The organism is Streptomyces sp. NPDC058464, assembly GCF_042721035.1.
Lineage (GTDB): Bacteria > Actinomycetota > Actinomycetes > Streptomycetales > Streptomycetaceae > Streptomyces.
In genome coordinates this window covers 21,536-38,068 of sequence record NZ_JBHXMA010000053.1, presented here as the reverse complement: position 1 = coordinate 38,068, position 16,533 = coordinate 21,536, and the positions used below count along the sequence as shown (strand labels likewise).

The following is a 16,533-nucleotide window of genomic DNA, read 5'->3' as shown; positions in this document are numbered from 1 at the left end:
TATTCCGTCGCGCTTTATGCTACTGAATGAAAAGCCTTTCAGCCCTTGCGTGCGTGCAGTGAGGCCAAATAGGCGTTGTATGCCTCGAGTTCCTTGTCGCCGTCCCGGTCGGCGGCCCGGTCCAGGCGCCGGGCCTGGCGCTGCTCGGAGCCGTACCACTGGAACAGCAGGGCGATCAGCACCAGTACGGACGGGACCTCACTGAACGCCCAGGCGATGCCGCCGGCCGCGGTCTGGTCGGAGAGCGCGTCGATGCCGAGCGAGGCGGGCGGATGCTTGAACGTCTCGACCATCGGCTCCGACGCCATCATCAACGCGATGCCGAAGAACGCGTGGAACGGCATGCCCGCGAACAGCTCCAGCATGCGCATGAGGTACCCCGGCCGGTGCGGTCCCGGGTCGACGCCGATGATCGGCCAGAAGAAGACGACACCGACGGCGAGGAAGTGCACCATCATCGCGATGTGCCCGGCCTTCGAGCCCATCAGGAAGTCGAACAGCGGGGTGAAGTAGAGCGCGTACAGGCTGGCGATGAACAGCGGGATGGTGAAGGCGGGATGGGTGATGATCCGCATGTACCGGCTGTGCAGCAGGGCCAGCAGCAGCTCACGCGGCCCCTTCCGGCCCCGCCCGGCGACGGGCAGTGCGCGCAGCGCCAGGGTCACCGGGGCGCCCAGCAGGATCAGGATGGGCGACAGCATGCTGATGATCATGTGCTGCACCATGTGCACGCTGAACATGACCATCCCGTACTCGTTCAGCCTGGTGCACATCACGAGCATGATGGTCAGCACGCCGATGACGAACGACACGGTCCGCCCCACGGACCACGAGTCCCCGCGCCGCCGCAACCGCACCACACCCCACCCGTACAGGGCGAGCCCGGCGACACAGGCGACGAGGAAGAAGGGATCAGCCGACCACTCCAGTCCGCGCCCCAGCGTGAACGGCGGCAGATCCATGGTCATGCCATGCCCGCTGTGATCCATCCGCCGGCTCCTGATTCGTGGGGGGTTGTACGTTTACAGCCGCCCCCAGCCTAGAACCGCCCCCGACCGCACTTGTGACTGGGGCCCACGATCCCCACCCAGAGGCGCGGGGAACTGCGCGACCAGCCCCCACGCACCCGCGGACAACACACAACCGCACAACCCCTAGAGAACCGTCTCCGCCTCGTCGTACCGCTCCGCAGGAACCGTCTTCAACGTCTCCACCGCCTCCGCCAGCGGCACCATCACGATGTCGGTCCCCCGCAGCGCGGTCATGTGGCCGAACTCCCCCCGGTGCACCGCCTCCACCGCATGCCACCCGAACCGCGTCGCCAGGACGCGGTCGTACGCGGTCGGCGTGCCACCCCGCTGTACATGCCCGAGGATGACCGGCCGCGCCTCCTTGCCGAGCCGCTGCTCCAGCTCGACGGAGAGCTGCCGGGCGATCCCGGCGAACCGCTCATGGCCGTAGATGTCCTTGCCGCCCTCGTCGAAGGCCATCGTGCCCGCCTTCGGCTTGGCCCCCTCCGCCGCGACGACGATCGCGAACCGCTTGCCCGCCTCGAACCGCTCGCCGACCCGGCGGGCCAGCTCCTCGATGTCGAAGGGCCGTTCCGGTACGACGATGGCGTGGGCGCCGGCCGCCATGCCGGAGTGGAGGGCGATCCAGCCGGTGTGCCGGCCCATGACCTCGACGACGAGCACCCGCTGGTGGGACTCGGCGGTGGTCTTCAGCCGGTCGAGCGCTTCGGTGGCCACGCCCACGGCCGTGTCGAAGCCGAAGGTGACGTCAGTGACGGCGATGTCGTTGTCGATGGTCTTCGGGACGCCCACGATCGGCAGGCCGGCGTCCGACATCAGCCGGGCCGCCTTGAGGGTGCCCTCGCCGCCGATCGGGATGATCGCGTCGAGCCCGAGCTCGGCGACATGGCCCCTGGCCCGCTCCACACCGTCCCGCAGATGGGAGGGCTGGACCCGGGACGATCCGAGGATGGTGCCGCCGCGGGCCAGGATGCCGGCCACGGCGTCGAGGTCGAGCTTGAGGTAGTCGCACTCCAGGAGGCCCTTCCAGCCGTCCCGGAAGCCGATGACCTCGTCGCCGTGGTCGGCGACGGCACGGTGCACGACGGACCGGATGACGGCGTTCAGGCCGGGGCAGTCGCCGCCGGACGTGAGGACACCAATGCGCATAGCCCGAAACAACCTTCTCCACGTGGGCCGGAGACCGGACCACGCTGTCCGGCTGACATCGCGGCCACCCTACCGGCGCAAGGGGGTCATTCCGCACCGGGCGTCCGCCTGCTGGACGTGCCCGCACATGTGAGCGGACAGCCTGTCAGGCGGGCCCCGGAACCGGCCGTTCCAGAAGGTCTACGCGGGCTGCTGAGCGGCGGCGATGCGCTCGTTGCGGAGCGCCTCGTACCAGCGGTCGTCGATCGGCGGCAGCGCGTTCACGTCGAGCGCCAGCTTCAGCAGCAGGTCCGCGATGAGCGGGTTGCGGGCGAGGACGGGCCCGTGCATGTACGTGCCGAAGACGGTGTCGTTGTACGCGCCCTCCGTGCCGTCCCCGGTGCCGTTGCCCTTGCCCAGCTGGACCCGGGCGAGCGGGCGGGCGGTCGGGCCGAGCTGGGTGACGCCCTGGTGGTTCTCGAACCCGGTGAGCGGGGGCAGCCCGAGGCGCGGGTCGATGTCGGCGAGGACGTCACCGACACACCGCTCGCCGGTGCCGCGCACGGTCGTCACGTCGAGCAGGCCGAGACCCGGCTCCCGCTGCCCGAGGTCGTTGATGAACTCGTGCCCGAGGATCTGGTAGCCGGCGCAGACGGAGAACACGATCGCGCCGTTCTCCACCGCCCGGTACAGGTGCCCGTCTCGGCGCAGCCGCTCGGCGGCGAGTCGCTGCGGACGGTCCTCACCGCCGCCGATCAGGTAGATGTCGCCGGAGGTCGGGATCGGCTGGTCGCTGCGCACGTCGAGCCGGGCCACGTCGAGACCGCGCTGCCGGGCCCGCCGCTCCACGACGAGCGCGTTGCCCTGGTCGCCGTAGGTGCTGAGCAGGTCGGGGTAGATCCACACCAGCCGCAGTTGGTTGTCGCTCATGAACTCTTCGTCCTTCGTGGTCAGTTGCCGACGCGGCGGCGCAGGTCCTGGAACGCGGTGTAGTTCGCGATGACCTCGATCCGGCCCGGCGGGCACATCTGCACGGCCTGGTCGAGGGAGTCGCAGACCTGGAAGTGCTGGTTCGCGACCTCCAGGCGCACCGCGAGGTCCAGCTTGCGGTCGCCCAGCACGAAGATCGGGTGGCCGGTCAGGCGCGTGTAGTCCACGTCCCACAGCCAGGAGGTGTCGGTGCCGTCCGCGCCGCGCGCGTTCACCGAGAGGATCACCGGCGCCGGCGGCGGGTCGATGAGCGAGAACGTCTCCAGCCAGCCGGCCGGGTTCTTGGCCAGGAGCAGACGCAGGTCGCGGTTCTGGAACTGGACGACGTCGTAGCGTCCCGCGACGGCCTGCACCTGGTACATCCGCTCCAGGGCGACCTGCGGCGGCACCCCGAAGACGGCGGCGACGGCGGCCGAGGAGGCGGCGTTCGCCTTGTTGGCGCGCCCCGGCAGCTGCAGGTGGATCGGCCAGGCGGACCCGTGCGGGTCGAGGACGTGGTCCCCGGAGAGCACCCAGCTCGGCGTCGGGCGGCGGAACCCGCACTCACCGCAGAACCAGTCGTCGCCGGGCCGCTGCATCACGCCACCGCAGGACGGGCAGGACCAGGCGTCGTCCTTCCACATCTGGCCCGCGGCGACCCAGATCACGTTGGGGGAGGAGGACGCGGCCCACACCACCAGCGGGTCGTCGCAGTTCGCCACGATGACGGCCTTGGTGCCGGCCAGGCCCTCCCGCCAGTTCTCGGCGAGCATCCGGGTCTCGGCGGCGCGGTCGAGCTGGTCGCGGGAGAGGTTGAGCAGTGCGATGCACTTGGGGTCGGTGTCCCGGGCCACCCCGGCCAGGTACTTCTCGTCGACCTCGATGACGCCGAACTTGGACTCCGAGCCGCCCGCCAGCGCCGACGTGATGCCGGCCGGCATGTTGGCCCCGAGCGCGTTGGACACGACCGGCCCGGCGGCCTTCAGCGCCTCGGCGATGAGCCGGGTGGTCGTCGTCTTGCCGTTGGTCGCCGAGACCAGGGTGACGTCCAGATTCTGGGCGAGCCGGGCGAGAAGGTCGGGGTCGAGTTTGAGCGCGACCCGGCCACCGATCACGGAGCCGCTGCCGCGACCCGCCGCCCGGGACGCCGCCGCGACCGCCTTGCCCGCGGTCACGGCCAGCTTGGCCCGCGGCGTGAGCGGGTCCGAGTTGCCTGCCATCAGTTCTCGATCCTCCTTGCGTACGCGCCGCGCCTGAGCCATCCGGCAACGTGGTGTGAGGTCAGCCTATCGAGATCCATTCGCACACCCGAATTCCGGCCCGTGCCTGCGCGGCGAGCAGGGGCCGATCCGAACCGTACCCTTGCGGCCATGCGACACGGTTCCATTCCGGGCGCCCACGGGCGGGTCCGGCCTCTCACCCTGCTCGGCGACCCCGTTCTGCACGCCCGTTGTGCGGAGGTCACCGACTTCGGCCCCGAACTCTCCCGGCTGGTGGAGGACTTGTTCGCGACGATGTACGCGGCGGAGGGCGTGGGCCTGGCGGCGAACCAGGTGGGGGAGCCGCTGCGGGTGTTCGTCTTCGACTGCCCCGACGACGAGGACGTCCGCCACCTGGGCCATGTGGTGAACCCGCGCCTGGTGGCGGCGGACGGCATCACACTCCGCGGCCCCGAGGGCTGCCTGTCCCTGCCGGGCCTGGAGGCGGGCACGGAACGGTACGACCACGCGGTGGTCGAGGGCTTCACGGCGACGGGGGAGCCGATCACGATCCACGGCACCGGCTTCTTCGCGCGATGCCTCCAGCACGAGACCGACCACCTGGAAGGTCACGTCTACGCCGACCACGTCACAGGCTGGCGCAGGCGCAAGCTGATGCGCCAGGTGGCGAAATCTTCTTGGCACCGGTGAGCGGACGCGCCCCAAAGGGGCGCGGGGCTGTGTCTGATTTGCGGCTGCCGCCGCGCGGGCGCGAGAAGCCCCACCGGGCGGGTAGCCGAAACCGAACCCCTCAGAACCCCGGACCCCCCACTTTGTCCCCCGCAGCCGCCAAGCGACCCCACAGCAGGTCGGCCAAACTCTTCACCAGTTCCGCACGAGAACAGGGCCGTTCCCCCAGCCACCAGTCCCCTGCGGCATGCATCATCCCGACGATCCCGTGCCCCCACACCCGCGCCAGCTGCTGACTGTTCGGCCCCAGATCCAGCCGGTCCTCGATGACCTGCGCCAGCTCCTCACCCATCCGCCGCAACAGCGGAGCCGAGTGCAACCCGACGTCGAACCCCTGGTCGGCCCCCGTGCCGCCCTCCGCGGGATGCATCAGGAACCGGTACACCTGAGGCCGCGCCTCGATCGCCGTGAGGTAGGTGTCCAGCGTTGCCTCGACCCGCTCACGGCGCTCCGCGGGAGCGTCCAGCGCAGCCCGCAACGAGTTCAGCAGCGCGTCCGTGTGCCGCTTGGCCAGCGCCGCGTACAGCCCGCTCTTGTCGCCGAAGTGGCGGTAGAGGATGGGTTTGGTGATGCCCGCCTCCGCCGCGATGGCGTTCATGGAAGCCTGTGGGCCGTCCCGTAGCACCACCCGGTCCGCGGCCTCCAACAGCTCGCGCCGTCGGCGGTCGGCGGACCGCTGCTGTTCGGTCCGCTGCGTGGTGTCCATGTGCTCTCCCCACCCCGTGCTGTTTCGGTGACGCCTGCGCAAACTAACACCTGACGGCCATCCGCTCTCGAACTGGCTGCCGAGGTGACCTTGGGAGTTGACTTTTCCTACCGACGAGTAACAGACTCGGGTTACCGCTAGTAACACATTATGCGCCGCCGCTGGAGGAGTCATGGCCGAGTTCACCATGGAACTCAACGACGAACAGAAGGAGGTCCGGGACTGGCTGCACGGTTTCGCCGCCGACGTCATCCGTCCCGCGGCCGCCGAATGGGACGAGCGTGAGGAGACTCCCTGGCCGGTCATCCAGGAGGCCGCGAAGGTCGGCATCTACTCCCTCGACTTCTACGCCCAGCAGTACTTCGACCCCACCGGGCTCGGCATCCCGATGGCCATGGAGGAGCTGTTCTGGGGCGACGCGGGCATCGCCCTGTCCATCGTGGGCACGGGCCTCGCCGCCGTCGGCGTCCTCGCCAACGGCACCGAGGAGCAGATCGGCACCTGGATCCCCCAGATGTACGGCGACACCAACGACGTCAAGGTCGCCGCGTTCTGCTCCTCCGAGCCCGACGCCGGCTCCGACGTGGCCTCCATGCGCACCCGGGCCGTCTACGACGAGGCCAAGGACGAGTGGGTGATCAACGGCACGAAGACCTGGGCGACCAACGGCGGCATCGCCAACGTCCACGTCGTCGTCGCGGTCGTCGACCCGGAACTCGGCTCCAAGGGCCACGCGTCCTTCATCGTCCCGCCGGGGACGCCCGGGCTCTCCCAGGGCCAGAAGTTCAAGAAGCACGGGATCCGCGCCTCGCACACCGCCGAGGTCGTCCTGGACGGCGTCCGGGTGCCCGGTTCCTGCCTGCTCGGCGGCAAGCAGAAGCTGGACGAGCGCCTGGCCCGGGCCCGGGAGCGGGCGAAGTCGGGCGGAGAGCGGGTGAAGAACGCGGCGATGGCCACGTTCGAGGCCTCGCGGCCCGCCGTCGGTGCGATGGCCGTCGGTACGGCACGCGCCGCGTACGAGGTCGCCCTCGACTACGCCATGACCCGTGAGCAGTTCGGGCGGCCGATCATCGACAACCAGGGGGTGGCCTTCGCGCTCGCGGACATGCGGACGTCCATCGACGCGGCCCGGCTGCTGGTGTGGCGGGCGTCCTGGATGGCGATCAACGGGAAGCCGTTCGACGCGGCCGAGGGGTCGATGTCGAAGCTGTTCGCCAGCGAGACGGCGAAGAAGGTGACCGCCCAGGCGATCCAGATCCTGGGCGGCAACGGGTACACGCGGGAGTATCCGGTGGAGCGGATGCATCGCGATGCGGCGATCTACACGATCTTCGAGGGGACGAGCGAGATCCAGCGGTTGGTCATCGCTCGCACTCTGTCGGGGATGCCGATTCGGTAGCGCCGTTCGGGGCGCTGCGCGACGCGGTCCGCGGGTGCGTCGTGGTCGCTCGCGCAGTTCCCCGCGCCCGCAGACAGGTGGGCACAGTCACCGGTGCTTCAAGGGCGTGAGTTGCTCGATGTCGTAGCGCTTGCGGAGTTCCTCGATCGCCTCGTGGTCCGTCGGACCACCGCTCCCCAGGATCTCCAGCAACTCCTCGAAGTAGTGCTCGTGATCGGGCGGCGGCGATGCCTGGAAGAACATCTTCGCCGGAGTCTCCGTCGGGTTGGCGAAAGCGTGCGGGCACCCCGGTGGTACGACGATGACCGTACCTGGAGTCGCCCGCACCACCCTCGTGCCCGAACTCGACTCCCACTTCTGCCAGTTGTCGGGGGTCCGGATGCGGGGCTCGAAGGCGAGGACGTCCAGCTCGCCTTCGAGGACGTAGAACAACTCCTCGCTGCGGGTGTGCACATGGGCGCCCACGTCGAACCCCGGCGGGACCTCCACCTCGAAGGTGGAGGCGATCCGCGAGTGTGTGCCCGTCACTTTGAACGTGACGCGCTGAGCCGGCGTGTGGACCACGCGTCCCTGGCCTGGTGGCACGAGGAGTCCCTCCCCGAGTCCCTCCGCGAGTCCCTCGGTAGTCGTCATGGGCCACTCACCACGTCACCGGAAGCGCTTCGGGTCCCCGGATCAACGCACCCTTCCTGAAGGGCACCTGCTCCGGGGGCACGGCGAGCCGCAGCCCGGGCAGCCGGTCGAGGAGGGCGTCCACCAGCAGCTCCTCCTCCAGCCTGCCGAGCTGGCCGCCGGGACAGTAGTGCGGGCCGAACCCGAAGGAGACGTGCGGGTTGGGGCTGCGGGTGAAGTCGATCGTCTCGGGGTCCGGGAAGACCAGCGGGTCACGGTTGGCGGCCAGGTACGAGACGTAGATCGGGTCGCCCGCGCGGATCCGTACGCCCTTGATGTCCACGTCCTGCAGGGCGATCCGGGACAGGCCGACCGCGCTGCGATGGGGGATGTAGCGCAGGAGCTCGTCGATCGCCCGGGGGCGGATCGCCGGCTCGGTGCGCAGCCGGTCCAGGAGGTCGGGGCGGGTCAGCAGCAGGTAGAACATCTGCCCGCTGTTGTTGGTGACCGCCTCGCCGCCGATCTGGAGGAGGACGGCGAGACCGACGGCCTCCTCCAGGGTGACCTCGCCGCGGCCCACGGCCGCGCCCAGCAGGGAGGCCACGTCCTCGCCCGTACTGCCCTCGCGCAGGGCGATGAGATCGCCGAAGCAGGCGCTCATCTCACGTTTGGCCTTCTCGCTGACCTCCTTGCCGTGACTGGAGGACAGGATCAGCTGGGTCCAGACGTGCATGCTGTGCCGGTCGGCGGCCGGCACCCCCATCACCTCGCAGATCACCGCGATGGGGAACGGGCTCAGGACCGCCGCCGTGAGATCGGCGGGCGGGCCGTCCTGGACGAGCTCGTCGACGATCTCGTCCAGCATCCGGCGGGCCTTCTCCCGGACCCGCTCCACGCCCTTGGAGGTGAGCGCGGAGGCCACCGTGCGGCGCAGCCGCGTGTGGTCGGGCGGGTCCAGGAAGCCGACCGCGCCGCGGTCCGGGATGAAGTGCGGGGCGAGCCGGGTGACCGGCTGCTCCATCACCGCCTCGCGGCTGAACCGGGGGTCGTTGGCCACCATCCGTACGTCCTCGTACCGGGTGACCAGCCACGCCCAGCCTTCTCCGTTGGGGAGCTGGATCCGGGTGACCGGACCCTCCCGCATCAGCTCGGCCAGGGTGGGGTCGAAGTCCACCCCCGTCAGGTCCGGCACCTCCCAGTGCCGGACCGGACAGGCGGCCTCACCGGGTGCCTCGCCGGGTGCCTCGTCGGCGGGGTCGAGTGGTTCGGTGAGTGTCATCGAGGTCAGTCCGCCTCTTCGTCCGAACGCCGCCAGCGACCCAGCGACATTTCCGCGGTGATGCCGGGACCGAAGCCGGCCAGCAGGCCGCGCGCCTGGTGTTCGGCACCGCCCTCGTCGAACATCCGGCGCAGTGCGTCCAGGACGACGGCGCTCGCGATGTTGCCGTACTCGGTGAGCGTGGCCCGGCTGAACCGGAAGGCGTGCGGTTCGACCTGGAGGAACTTGCTCAGGTCGTCCAGGATGCGCGGCCCGCCCGCGTGGACTATGTAGAAGTCCAGGTCGGACGCGTCCCAGCCGTGCAGTCCGGCCAGGTCCTGGAGAGCCGGTGCCAGCGGCTCCATGGTCGCCGGGACCCGCTTGTCCAGCAGGAAGTGGAACCCGGTGGCCCGCACGTCGTACATGATCCACTCCTCGGTCTTCGGGATCAGGTACGAGCCGTTGCGTTCGAGCTCGACGCCCGTGCCGCCCTTGCCGCGGACCACGGCGGCGGCGATGCCGTCACCGAAGAGCCCGTTGGAGAGCAGCGAGCCGACGCCGAGGTCGGTCGGCTGGTAGCACAGCGAGCAGAACTCGCAGGCCACGATGAGGGCGTTGGCGTCCGGGTACGCCGAGCAGAAGTCGTGCGCCCGGTTGATCGCCGCTCCGCCGGCCGCGCAGCCGAGCTGCGCGATGGGGATCTGGCGGGTCGTGGAGTCGAAGTCCATCTCGTTGATCAGCCACGCCGTGAGCGAGGGCATCATGAAGCCCGTGCACGAGACGTAGATGATCACGTCGATGTCGGTGGTGAGCAGCTCGGCGTCGTCGAGCGCCCGCTGGATGACTGCGGGGACCCGGGCCTTGGCCTCGACCTCGTAGAGCTTGTTGCGCTCCTCGAAGCCGGGGTGCTTCAGGGTTTCCTCGATCGGCTGCACGATGTGCCGGGTGCGAACGCCCGTGTTCTCGATCAGTCTCAGCGCCAGCGGCAGCTGCGGGTGGTTCTCGTGGTGGGAGCGCGCCAGTTCCAGCGTCTCCTCCATCGTGATCACGTACTCCGGGACCGACACTGAGGGTTTGCACAAAGTCGCCATGAACCGTGCCTGCTTTCAGCCTTCCGGTGGGTTTGGGCCCGACCGGTCAGAGAGGTGGTTCACCTCAGGAGGTGGTTCCCTCACGATCACCCGTGAGGGCGATGATCTCTCGCCGGACTACTCCGAACCGGTGACCCCGTGTCAGGGTCGGAGCAGCACAGAGCTATCCGCACGTGGAGGACGCGATGCCCGGCACGGCCGCGGAAATGATGAAAACGACCAGGTCAGAGCTTGCCCCGAACCCGAACGCCAATCCATTGGTCCCCCTCGTCGCCAGCGGCCGGGCGAGTCTGGAGACACTCGCCGCACTTGCCCTGGAACAACACCAAGTGATCCCCGCCGACCGACGCGCGTTCCTGCATCTGGCGCAGCGCGCCACCGAGGAGCCTGCGGCCGCCGGGTTCTTCACCATGCTGGCCGAGGGCGAGGAACTGGCGGCAGAGCGGCTGGGCGCGTTCACCGAGGCGTGCGAAGTGGATGAAGAGCGCATGCAAGCGTACGAGCCCCTACCGGGCTGCCAGGCGTACATCTCCTGGCTCGCCCTCAACGCAACCCCGACGGACGCCGTCCTCGCCATCACGGCCAACTTCGCGACGTGGGGCACGTATTGCGCCCGCATCGCAGAGGGGCTGCGCACGCACTACGGCTTCACCGACAAGGCCTGCGCCTTCTTCGACTTCTTCGCGACACCGGCTCCGGCACTCGACGTACAGGCGACGGCAGCGGTGCAGGCGGGACTGGACTCGGGCCGCCTGGACGAGAAGCGTGTGTACACCTACGGCCGCCTGCTCCAGGCATACGAGGAGATGTTCTGGACGACGCTCAGCTGATTGCTTTTAGGGGCGCGAGGAACTGCGCGACCAGCCACGACGCACCCGCACCCGCCGAACGCCGCTACTCCCCACTGCTATGGGCGATACAAGCCACGTCGATCCGATCGGCGAGCTTCGCGAGCTCAATGGTCAGCGCAGCCACCGTGTCCTCGTCCAGCCCACCCTCGTCGGCCTCCACCAGACGCAGCCACCGTGCCCCCAACGTCCGCAACAACTTACTCACGTCGGCCGCGGCCACCTGCAAGGTACCGCGGTCGTCGACGATCAGAGGCAGGGTCACTTCGCGGTTCACACCCGGGATCGTAGCCGTGCAACCGTCACGCACCCTGCCAAACGGTGGTGATGTTGCAGAACTCCCGGATTCCGTGCCCGGACAGCTCACGGCCGTATCCGGACCGCTTCACCCCGCCGAAGGGGAACGCCGGGTGGGAGGCGGTCATGCCGTTGACGAACACGCCGCCGGCCTCCAGGTCCCGTACGAACCGGTCCACCTCGGCCTCGTCGCGCGTCCACACGTTCGAACTCAGCCCGAAGGGCGAGTCGTTGGCGATGAGGATCGCCTCGTCCAGGTCCCCCGCCCGGTACAGCGTGGCCACCGGCCCGAACGCCTCCTCGCGGTGGATGCGCATGTCGCGGTGGATCCCGGCCAGCACGGTCGGCGGGTAGAACCAGCCGGGCCCGTCCGGCCGCTGCCCGCCGCACAGCACCTCGGCACCCGACCGCTTGGCGTCCTCGACCAGCTCCTCCAGGTCCTTGCGCCCCTGCTCGCTCGCGAGTGGCCCGACGTCCGTCTCCTCGTCCATCGGGTCGCCCATGCGCAGGGCCGCCATGCCCGCCACGAACCGCTCGGCGAACGCGTCGTAGACGGCCGTGTGCACGATGAACCGCTTCGCGGCGATGCACGACTGCCCGTTGTTCTGGACGCGCGCCGTCACCGCGATCCGCGCGGCGCGGTCGATGTCCGCCGAGGGCATCACCACGTAGGGGTCGCTGCCGCCCAGCTCCAGGACCGTCTTCTTGATCATCTCGCCGGCGGTGGCGGCGACCGCGCGGCCCGCGGGCTCGCTGCCGGTGAGCGTCGCCGCCTTCACCCGCTCGTCGCGCAGGACGTCGTCGACCGCGCCGGAGCCGATCAGCAGGGTCTGGAAGCAGCCCTCGGTGAAGCCGGCCCGGTGGAACAGGTCCTCCAGGTACAGGGCGGTCTGCGGGACGTTGGACGCGTGCTTGAGCAGGCCCACGTTGCCCGCCATCAGCGCCGGGGCGGCGAAGCGGACCACCTGCCAGAGCGGGAAGTTCCACGGCATCACGGCGAGCACCGGACCGATGGGGCGGTACCGCACCCGCACCCGGGACGCGCCCGAGTCCTTCACGTCCGTCTCCGCCGGCTCCTCGTCGGCCAGCAGGGCCTGCGCGTGGTCGGCGTACCAGCGCATCGCCTTCGCGCACTTGGCGGCCTCCGCACGGGCCTGCTTCAGCGGCTTGCCCATCTCGGTGGTCATGGTGCGCGCGATCTCGTCCGGGTCCGCGTCCAGCAGGTCGGCTGCCCGGTGCAGCAGCCGGGCGCGCTCGGCGAAGGAGCTCGTGCGGTACGTGCGGAACGTCGCCTCGGCGAGTTCGAGCCGGCGTTCGAGCTCGTCCTCGTCCATGGCTTCGAACGTTTCGAGCGTCTCGCCGTTCGCCGGGTTGACCGTCGCGATGGGCATGGCTGACCTCCCTGGGAGCGGGCTTGGTACGACCTTCCCGCGCGGCCGGGCGGACCGCAACGTAGGGGGCTCTGTTCAGCCCGTGTGCTCCGCCAGCCGGTCGAGGAACGCGGCCTGGGCCTTGACGATCACCTCGCGGGCCCGGTCGGGGGTCAGCCAGGCCACCCGGTCCAGCTCCGGGAACTCCTGGATCCGGCCCGACCGCGGCGGCCACTCCATCACGAAGACGCCGGGTTCGATCGTGGCCGGGTCCAGGTCCGCCTCGATCGCCCACGCCGTCACGATCTTGCCGTTGGTCTGCCGGACCTCGCCCAGCCCGATCGCCTCGCCGTCCGGCGGCGGCAGGCCCAGCTCCTCCTGGAACTCGCGCCGGGCCGCCGCCCAGGCCGTCTCGTCGGGCTCGTACTCGCCCTTGGGGACGGTCCAGGCGCCCGCGTCCTTCTTCGCGAAGAACGGGCCGCCCATATGGCCGAGCAACACCTCAAGGCCTTCGCCGGTATGCCGGAACAACAGCAGTCCGGCGCTTCGCTTCGGCTCGGTCAACGCCGTACCTCCGGGTGCGCGGCCAGCAGGGTCTCCACCGTATCGGCCTCCTCCGGCCGCTTGTCCTCGCGATAGCGGACCACCCGGGCGAAGCGCAGGGTGACACCGGCCGGGTAGCGGGTGGACCGCTGCAGTCCGTCGTAGGCGATCTCGACGACGAGTTCGGGGCGTACGGTCACCACCCAGCCGTCGTCCGAGACCGCCAGCTCCTTGAGCCGGGCGGTCTGCCACTCCAGCACGGCATCGGTCAGGCCCTTGAACGTCTTGCCGAGCATGGCGAAGGTGCCGTCCGGGTTGCGGGCGCCGAGGTGGAGGTTGGAGAGCCTGCCGGTGCGGCGGCCGTGGCCCCATTCGGCGGCCAGGACGACCAGGTCGAGGGTGTGGACGGGCTTCACCTTCAGCCAGGAGGCGCCCCGGCGGCCGGCGCTGTAGGGGGCGTCCAGGGCCTTGACGACCACGCCCTCGTGGCCGCGGGCGAGGGTGGCCGCGAGGAACTCCTCGGCGGCCGTCGCGTCGTCCGGCCCGGAGACCAGTGCCCGGCGCACCCGCATCGGTTCGGGGACCAGCCGGGCCAGCTCCGCGTGCCGTTCGGCGAAGGGGAGGTCGAGCAGGTCGTGGCCGTCGGCCGAGAGCACGTCGAAGAAGACGGGGGAGACCGGGACCTCCCGCGCCGCCTTCGCCACGTCCGTCCGGGAGCCGACCCGTCCCGCCGTCTCCTGGAAGGAGCGGGGCCGCCCGTCCGTGTCGAAGGAGATCACCTCGCCGTCCAGGATGAACCGGTCGCCCCGCAACTCCCGTGCGGCGGAGACCACTTCGGGGAGGCGTTCGGTGATGTCGTCGAGCGTCCTGGTGAAGATTCGTACCGTGTCGCCGTCCCGGTGGACCTGGACCCGGATGCCGTCCAGCTTCTCCTCGACCGCGCAGCCGCCCAGCTTCTCCACCGCCTCCGCGACCGAGGACGCGGTGTGCGCCAGCATGGGCAGCACGGGACGGCCGACGGTGAGCCGGAAGCGGTCCAGGGCGGCCGGGCCGTCCGCCAACAGCGACTCGGCCACCGTCTGGAGGGAACCGGCGAGCATCACCGCCCGGCGGACGGCGGCCGGGTCCGCGCCGGTCGCCTGCGCGAGCCCTTCGACGGCGACCGCGTCCAGGGCGCCCTGCCGCACCTCCCCGGTGATCAGCCCCAGCAGGAAGCGCTGTTCGTCCGCGGTCGCCGCGCCCATCAACTCGCCCACGATCCGGGCCCGTTCGGCCTGAGATCCGGTTCCGGAGACCTTGCCCAGCTCGCTGAGCCGGGCGTCGACCTCGCGCACGGTGAGGGACGGGGCGGCGGCCGGCGGGACGGGCCGGCTCAGCACCTTCCAGCCGACGCCGAGCCTGCCCTGCGGGAGCCGGCCGGCCAGGTAAGGGGATGACGACCGGGACGTCGTCGGGGGCCGTCTCCCGGAAGAGCTGGGCGAGCAGGGCGGTCTTGCGGGACCTGGCCGCGGTGGCGGCGACCTCCCGGGACACTTCGGCGAGCCGGGTCAGCAGCATGCAGCCATGGTGCAACGGGTGTGCCCGGACCACACCACAACGTGCGCGCCCGGACTACACCCGCACGGCCGCGTCCAGGTCCGCGAAGAGCAGCTCGCCGTTGATGGCCGCGCCCGCCCGGTAGCCGCGGCTCGCCGCGTTGACCACCTGCTCGGCGAAGCCGCTCGCGTTGCCGGCCGCCCACAGCCCGGGCACGGTCGTCAGGCCCCGCTCGTCGATCACGGGGTAGGCGCCGAAGGGGGTCTCCGCCAGCTCCGCGCCCAGCGCGATCAGCAGGTCGTTCTGCGGGACCGGGCGCGGGGCGACGAACAGTGCCTCCCGCGCGTGCACGCTCCCGTCGACGAGCTCCAACCCGGTCAGCCGGTCGTCCTCGACGCGCAGCACCGCGACCTCGCCCGGCACCACCCGGACCCCGGCCGCGGCCAGCCGGCGCAGGTCCTCGTCGGCCAGCTCGGCCTCCTCGACCTGGTGCAGGAAGAGGGTCACGTCCTTCGACCACTGGGTGACCATGAGCGCCTGGTGCGCGCTCATCGGGCTCGTGGCCAGCACGCCGAACGCCTGGTCGCGTACCTCCCAGCCGTGGCAGTACGGGCAGTGCACCACGTCCCGGCCGAAGCGCTCGGCCACCCCGGGGACGGCCGGGAGTTCGTCCTTGAGGCCGGTGGCGACGACCAGGTGCCGCGCCCGGACGGTACGGCCGCTCGCCAGCGACACCACGAATCCGTCGGAGCCGTCCGAGCCGTCCGAGCCGTTCGGGCCGTTCGGGCCGTCTGGGTCATCCTTCGCCGCGTCCACCGCCCGGTCCCGGACCAGCTCCACGCCGTACCGGGCGATCTCCTCCCGGCCCACGGCCAGGAACTCCGCGGGCGGCATGCCGTCCCGGGACAGGAAGCCCTGCATGTGCGCAGCCGGGGCGTTGCGCGGCTCGCCCGCGTCGACGACCAGGGTGCGGCGCCGGGCCCGGCCCAGGACCAGCGCCGCGGACAGCCCGGCCGCGCCGCCCCCGACGACGACCACTTCGTATGTATCGGTCATGGTGACCACCTCCGCCGCCGAGGGTTGCCCGGCCGCTGCCGGATTGACAAACGTCTTTGCCGAAACTGCAATGCAGGCATGACTACGGACGACGTCCTCGCAGGTGTGGGACCCCGGCTGCGCCGGCTCCGCAAGGAGCGGGAGGTCACCCTCGCCGCCCTCTCCGAGACCACCGGCATCTCGGTCAGCACCCTCTCCCGGCTGGAGTCCGGGCTGCGCAAGCCCAGCCTGGAGCTGCTGCTGCCGATCGCGCAGGCCCACCAGGTGCCCCTGGACGAACTGGTCGGCGCCCCGCCGGCCGGCGACCCCCGGGTGCGGGCGAAGCCGATGGAGCGGTTCGGCCGGACCTTCCTGCCGCTCACCCGGCAGCCCGGCGGTCTGCAGGCCTTCAAGGTGGTCGAACCGAAGCGGAAACTCGAACCCGAACCGCGTACCCATGAGGGCTACGAGTGGTTGTACGTGCTGTCCGGGAAGCTGCGGCTGGTGCTCGGCGACCATGACGTCGTGCTGGGGCCGGGGGAGGCGGCCGAGTTCGACACCCGGGTGCCGCACTGGTTCGGGTCGACGGGGGAGGGGCCGGTGGAGTTCCTCAGCCTGTTCGGGCCGCAGGGGGAGCGGATGCATGTACGGGCGCGTCCGAAGCGGGCGTGACGAATCCGGCGTTCCCCCGGGCGGCTGTTCCCTCCATGGCAAGCGACCGCTTAGTATGCGGTGGACCCGGTCAGACGACGGTCGGACGA

16 protein-coding genes and 1 pseudogene are annotated in these 16,533 nt (G+C 70.5%); 4 read left to right on the top strand and 13 right to left on the bottom strand.

Going from position 1 to position 16,533, the window contains the following annotated elements:
• Positions 1–38: 38 nt before the first annotated feature.
• The 4 genes from ACFWPQ_RS44455 to ACFWPQ_RS44440 form a co-directional block, all read right to left on the bottom strand.
• A complete protein-coding gene (locus tag ACFWPQ_RS44455; protein WP_384048670.1) occupies positions 39–989 on the bottom strand; it encodes a cytochrome c oxidase assembly protein in 951 nt (316 codons plus the stop codon).
• 165 nt (positions 990–1,154) lie between these two features.
• On the bottom strand, positions 1,155–2,180 hold the full coding sequence (locus ACFWPQ_RS44450) for a 6-phosphofructokinase (protein WP_384048668.1): 1,026 nt from the start codon (positions 2,178–2,180) through the stop codon (positions 1,155–1,157).
• Between the two features lie 180 nt (positions 2,181–2,360).
• A complete protein-coding gene (locus ACFWPQ_RS44445) occupies positions 2,361–3,089 on the bottom strand; it encodes a type 1 glutamine amidotransferase (protein ID WP_093505915.1) in 729 nt (242 codons plus the stop codon).
• Positions 3,090–3,109: 20 nt separating this feature from the next.
• Positions 3,110–4,348, bottom strand: coding sequence for a MurT ligase domain-containing protein (locus tag ACFWPQ_RS44440; RefSeq protein WP_361298160.1), 1,239 nt, complete (start codon positions 4,346–4,348; stop codon positions 3,110–3,112).
• Between the two features lie 150 nt (positions 4,349–4,498).
• Here ACFWPQ_RS44440 and def point away from each other — a divergent pair, with 150 nt between their 5' ends.
• Complete coding sequence (def, locus tag ACFWPQ_RS44435; protein ID WP_384048665.1) at positions 4,499–5,038, top strand: peptide deformylase; 540 nt, start codon at positions 4,499–4,501, stop codon at positions 5,036–5,038.
• A gap of 100 nt (positions 5,039–5,138) precedes the next feature.
• Here def and ACFWPQ_RS44430 read toward each other — a convergent pair whose 3' ends face one another.
• The gene (locus ACFWPQ_RS44430; RefSeq protein WP_384048662.1) at positions 5,139–5,783 is read right to left on the bottom strand and encodes a TetR family transcriptional regulator; all 645 of its coding nucleotides are present in this window, start codon (positions 5,781–5,783) and stop codon (positions 5,139–5,141) included.
• Positions 5,784–5,955: 172 nt separating this feature from the next.
• On the opposite strand from ACFWPQ_RS44430, the gene ACFWPQ_RS44425 reads away from it, so the two are divergent.
• Positions 5,956–7,182, top strand: a complete 1,227-nt coding sequence (locus ACFWPQ_RS44425) for an acyl-CoA dehydrogenase family protein (protein ID WP_384048659.1) — start codon at positions 5,956–5,958, stop codon at positions 7,180–7,182.
• A gap of 87 nt (positions 7,183–7,269) precedes the next feature.
• On the opposite strand, the gene ACFWPQ_RS44420 is transcribed toward ACFWPQ_RS44425, so the two are convergent.
• The 3 genes from ACFWPQ_RS44420 to ACFWPQ_RS44410 are packed head-to-tail and all read right to left on the bottom strand — an operon-like array spanning position 7,270 to position 10,143.
• On the bottom strand, positions 7,270–7,815 hold the full coding sequence (locus ACFWPQ_RS44420; protein WP_384048656.1) for a cupin domain-containing protein: 546 nt from the start codon (positions 7,813–7,815) through the stop codon (positions 7,270–7,272).
• 7 nt (positions 7,816–7,822) lie between these two features.
• Positions 7,823–9,073 carry a cytochrome P450 gene (locus tag ACFWPQ_RS44415; protein WP_384048653.1) on the bottom strand — a complete coding sequence of 417 codons (1,251 nt, stop codon included), beginning with the start codon at positions 9,071–9,073 and terminating at the stop codon, positions 7,823–7,825.
• A 5-nt stretch (positions 9,074–9,078) separates the two neighbouring features.
• Entirely contained in the window at positions 9,079–10,143 is a 1,065-nt protein-coding gene (locus ACFWPQ_RS44410; protein ID WP_384048650.1) for a type III polyketide synthase, read from the bottom strand.
• A 185-nt stretch (positions 10,144–10,328) separates the two neighbouring features.
• Between ACFWPQ_RS44410 and ACFWPQ_RS44405 the strand changes: the two genes are divergently transcribed.
• Complete coding sequence (locus ACFWPQ_RS44405; protein WP_384048647.1) at positions 10,329–10,973, top strand: transcriptional regulator; 645 nt, start codon at positions 10,329–10,331, stop codon at positions 10,971–10,973.
• A gap of 64 nt (positions 10,974–11,037) precedes the next feature.
• Here the strand turns inward: ACFWPQ_RS44405 and ACFWPQ_RS44400 are convergent, their stop codons facing one another.
• The 5 genes and pseudogenes from ACFWPQ_RS44400 to ACFWPQ_RS44380 form a co-directional block, all read right to left on the bottom strand.
• On the bottom strand, positions 11,038–11,268 hold the full coding sequence (locus ACFWPQ_RS44400; RefSeq protein WP_089105419.1) for a DUF6213 family protein: 231 nt from the start codon (positions 11,266–11,268) through the stop codon (positions 11,038–11,040).
• 25 nt (positions 11,269–11,293) lie between these two features.
• Positions 11,294–12,679: an NADP-dependent succinic semialdehyde dehydrogenase gene (locus ACFWPQ_RS44395; RefSeq protein ID WP_384048644.1), complete on the bottom strand. Its 1,386-nt coding sequence runs from the start codon at positions 12,677–12,679 to the stop codon at positions 11,294–11,296.
• A gap of 75 nt (positions 12,680–12,754) precedes the next feature.
• Positions 12,755–13,222 carry an NUDIX domain-containing protein gene (locus ACFWPQ_RS44390; RefSeq protein WP_384048641.1) on the bottom strand — a complete coding sequence of 156 codons (468 nt, stop codon included), beginning with the start codon at positions 13,220–13,222 and terminating at the stop codon, positions 12,755–12,757.
• Positions 13,219–14,758, bottom strand: a pseudogene (locus tag ACFWPQ_RS44385) (ATP-dependent DNA ligase). Before ACFWPQ_RS44385 ends, ACFWPQ_RS44390 begins: the two are co-directional and overlap by 4 nt.
• 54 nt (positions 14,759–14,812) lie before the next feature.
• Positions 14,813–15,793, bottom strand: a complete 981-nt coding sequence (locus ACFWPQ_RS44380) for an NAD(P)/FAD-dependent oxidoreductase (protein ID WP_384048638.1) — start codon at positions 15,791–15,793, stop codon at positions 14,813–14,815.
• Positions 15,794–15,871: 78 nt separating this feature from the next.
• Between ACFWPQ_RS44380 and ACFWPQ_RS44375 the strand changes: the two genes are divergently transcribed.
• Entirely contained in the window at positions 15,872–16,444 is a 573-nt protein-coding gene (locus tag ACFWPQ_RS44375; RefSeq protein WP_384048635.1) for a helix-turn-helix domain-containing protein, read from the top strand.
• Positions 16,445–16,533: the final 89 nt, after the last annotated feature.